We start from the raw sequence: 3,158 nt of genomic DNA, 5'->3' as shown, positions 1-3,158 counted from the left end.
GAGCATGTTGGCCGCACCTTTGGCGATCGTCGCCGGTATGGCATCAGCTGGCGGACTTTCCGAGCCAGTGGAAGCGCCCGCACCCGCACCTGTTGCTGTTGCGCCTGCCCCTGTGATGATGGGCAACGACTGGACCGGCTTTTACGCAGGTGGCCAGCTTGGCTACGGCAAACTGGATCCGAGCGTCGGTGGTACAGATCCATCAGAGCCCGATGGCGTGATCTACGGTGTGCACGCCGGTTATAACTATGACTTCGGCTCCATCGTATTGGGTGGTGAAATTGATTATGACCTGACAGATATCTCGTTCGACACGCCAGACTCCGATCTGGATGGGGTTCTGCGCGCGAAAGCAAAGCTGGGTTATGATGCAGGCGCATTCATGCCGTATGTCACAGCAGGTTACGCACAGGCACAGACGTCTGGCGACCTTGACGGCGACACAGACGGCACATTTGCGGGTCTCGGCCTGTCCTACATGATGAGCGATTCGATCCTGTTGGGTGGTGAAGTTTTGCAGCACCAGTTTGAAGATGTTGCAGACAACGACGGCCTCGACGTCGACGCGACAACGCTCACACTGCGTGCATCGTTCAAATTCTAAGAAACTGTTCAAATAGGTATCCAACCGCACTGTCCCTTCCCCAAAAAACAATTGCATTGGATACTTTGACGGGGCCTGTCAGGAGACTGACAGGCCCCATTTTTATGGCTTGAGCATGTTTATCTCAGCAGATCGTCAATGATATCGGTCCTGATGCCGTTCCGGAGCGGGGAAAAATCACCTGATCCGGACATGGCGGTCGCGGCATCGTGGAATACGTGGTGGTAGGGGGGACGATAACGATCTGGTTGGCTCCGTTTGCGCGCGTCACGGCGTACAATCGACGGATCACAGCCGATGCGGGTCACATCTGTTTCGAATTGCCTTGCACCGCCGGTGACAGCGGGTGACAGCGTTTGCAGGGACGAAAACCCGCCTGAAGGCAGGCCGCTACATCATTGTAAAAATGACAATTTTCGCGCTTTGGTTTGCGCGCAGGGCAGGTCAGCCTGCAAAAGATACCTGTCGAGGACACGCCGACAAACGCCCGCCCGTCATAGTCAGGATCGCGCGCCAATAGCGCATCATAAAGCGTGTCGTCATCAGGCAGATCAAACATCATGCCCTGACGCTAACCGATTCTATGCAGCCGTGCCCCCTAAAATCGGGGGTTTATTGTGCGGCCAGTTCACTGGCGAATGCGATCAGGCGATTGAGCGCATCCAGATATTGATCGTCTGCAATCGTCATGGCGACCCGCACATGGCCCGCCGCTGCCGCGCCAAAGCTTTCGCCGGGCATCACCGCGATATGTTCGGCATCAAGCAGCGCATTTGCGAATGCGTCACCGCTCATGCCGGTCGCGCGCAGGTCAAGCATGACATACATCGCACCCTGTGCAGGCACCGCGCGCACCACGTTCTGGCCCGCAAGCGCCTGCATCGTGAGCGCACGTCGGCGGCGGAAGGGGGCTGCGACCTCTTCTTCCACCGCATCGCCCTGTTTCAATGCGAAATCTGCGGCGTCCTGAATGAAGCCAGCCACGCCATATGTCGTGTGTGTGGCAAGGTTGATAATCCGGCTGATCGCCTCGGCCGGGCCACAGATCCAGCCCACGCGACTGCCGGTCATGGCATGGCTTTTAGACATGGACCCCACGACAAGCGTGCGCTCTTCCATACCGGGCAGGCTGCGGGGGCTGACATGGTGGCCTTCCCAGACCTGCGTGTCATAGACCTCATCCGAGATCAGCCACAGATCATTGGCGATGCAGGCCCTCGCAATGGCTGCGAGGGTTTCTTGCCCGTAGACAACACCGGTGGGGTTGTTGGGGGTGTTGACCAGCAATGAGGCCACGCCTTTCGTCGCCTCTTGCAGCGCCGCAGAGGTCGGTTGAAAGGCGGTGTCCGGTGTTGTCACGATCGCCTTGGGCACAGCACCCGCGCCGCGGATCGTGCCGGGGTAGGTGGCATAGTAGGGGTCGATATAAACCGCGGTGTCCCCGGGATCGCAGACAGCCATATGGGCTGCAAAAAGCGCGGCCTGTCCGCCCGGTGTGATTAGGATATTTTCCGCAGTTGTGGGCACGCCGGTGCGCGCGGCAATCCTTGCGGCAACCGATTTGCGCAAAGAAAGCGTGCCGGGAACCATGGCATAGCCCGTATGGCCGCTCGTGGCCGATCTGTTCATTGCCTCCAGAATCGCGGGGCTGGTGCGGATATCATGTTCGCCAATGGTCAATTCCGTCACGGGAATGCCCTCGGCGATCATGCGCCGCGCTTTGTAAAAGACGTCCCAGCCATCAGAGCCGCCGCCGGTGATATTTGTGATGCGATGCGAGAGTTTCATGGGGCGCAGAGGAACGGCTTCTCAGCGGCGAAGTCAAGGGGTGCCGCCGCCAGATATGCGGGTCAAAGCGCTGACCTTCAGGGTCAGCTACGCCTGCGTAATCTGATCGCGGACCTTCTTTGGCAGCGCTCTGAAGATGATGTCGTGAGAGACGGTTACTCTATGGCGCAATTCATCTTCTGCGCTGTCTAAACGGACAAGCACCCAGCTTTTGTGGAAATAGGGGGCCTTGGTTGCGGCACCTGCGTCAATCAGCATAGCGGCGGTGTCCACGCTGTCGGTCTTGACACAGACACCGTCGATTCGGTCACCGAAACAGGCAAACATCTTGCCGCCCACCTTCCAGCTGTCCAGCTCGGTTGCGGGGTCGGCGGCGGTGGCACCGGGCAGGGCGGCGCAGATCTGGTTGACGAGGGCGCGTGACATGGAAGGAGGATGGCTCAGATGTGGGCGGTTTGGAAGGGTGCTTGGTCGGTTGGATCTGGCTTTTGCGTTCCTTGGTAGGGTGGGTGGAACCCACGCTCCTCAAGTCCAGTGCGGCGAGAACGCGTGGGTTCCACCCACCCTACGCAAGATGATAGGGATTCACCCCGCTTTCCAAGTTCATCTGGACGCACTCTCTTCCACCTGCTATCCCATCCCCATGAAGAGCAACTGCATCATTTCCTGCTGCATTATTATCTGCTGACATCTGTCGCGGGTTGCTCTTTCACGTTTCAAAACAAAACTGAACTTGGTAAGCCCGCGGCGTAACGCACGTGCGAGG

3 protein-coding genes and 1 pseudogene are annotated in these 3,158 nt (G+C 58.5%); 1 reads left to right on the top strand and 3 read right to left on the bottom strand.

All coding sequences use genetic code 11. The features are described from left to right. The coding region (locus VGP75_RS15105; RefSeq protein WP_327544449.1) for an outer membrane protein at window positions 1–604 on the top strand (604 nt) is incomplete at its 5' end. A 331-nt stretch (window positions 605–935) separates the two neighbouring features. Here the strand turns inward: VGP75_RS15105 and VGP75_RS15100 are convergent. The 3 genes and pseudogenes from VGP75_RS15100 to VGP75_RS15090 form a co-directional block, all read right to left on the bottom strand. Further along, a pseudogene (locus VGP75_RS15100) lies at window positions 936–1,166 on the bottom strand (Ada metal-binding domain-containing protein); the annotation flags it as partial. A gap of 50 nt (window positions 1,167–1,216) precedes the next feature. Further along, window positions 1,217–2,392 (bottom strand): pyridoxal phosphate-dependent aminotransferase, encoded by a 1,176-nt coding sequence (locus VGP75_RS15095; RefSeq protein WP_327544448.1) that lies wholly within the window; start codon window positions 2,390–2,392, stop codon window positions 1,217–1,219. A gap of 87 nt (window positions 2,393–2,479) precedes the next feature. Continuing rightward, the gene (locus VGP75_RS15090; RefSeq protein ID WP_327544447.1) at window positions 2,480–2,818 is read right to left on the bottom strand and encodes an MmcQ/YjbR family DNA-binding protein; all 339 of its coding nucleotides are present in this window, start codon (window positions 2,816–2,818) and stop codon (window positions 2,480–2,482) included. Window positions 2,819–3,158: the final 340 nt, after the last annotated feature.

This window comes from Yoonia sp. (genome assembly GCF_036007805.1).
GTDB lineage: Bacteria > Pseudomonadota > Alphaproteobacteria > Rhodobacterales > Rhodobacteraceae > Yoonia.
This window is presented reverse-complemented; position numbering and strand designations above follow the sequence as displayed.

Coding starts and splice junctions, on each gene's coding strand:
- VGP75_RS15090 (WP_327544447.1), bottom strand. CDS start 2,818: ATGTCACGCGCCCTCGTCAACCAGATCTGCGCCGCCCTGCCCGGTGCC.
- VGP75_RS15095 (WP_327544448.1), bottom strand. CDS start 2,392: ATGAAACTCTCGCATCGCATCACAAATATCACCGGCGGCGGCTCTGAT.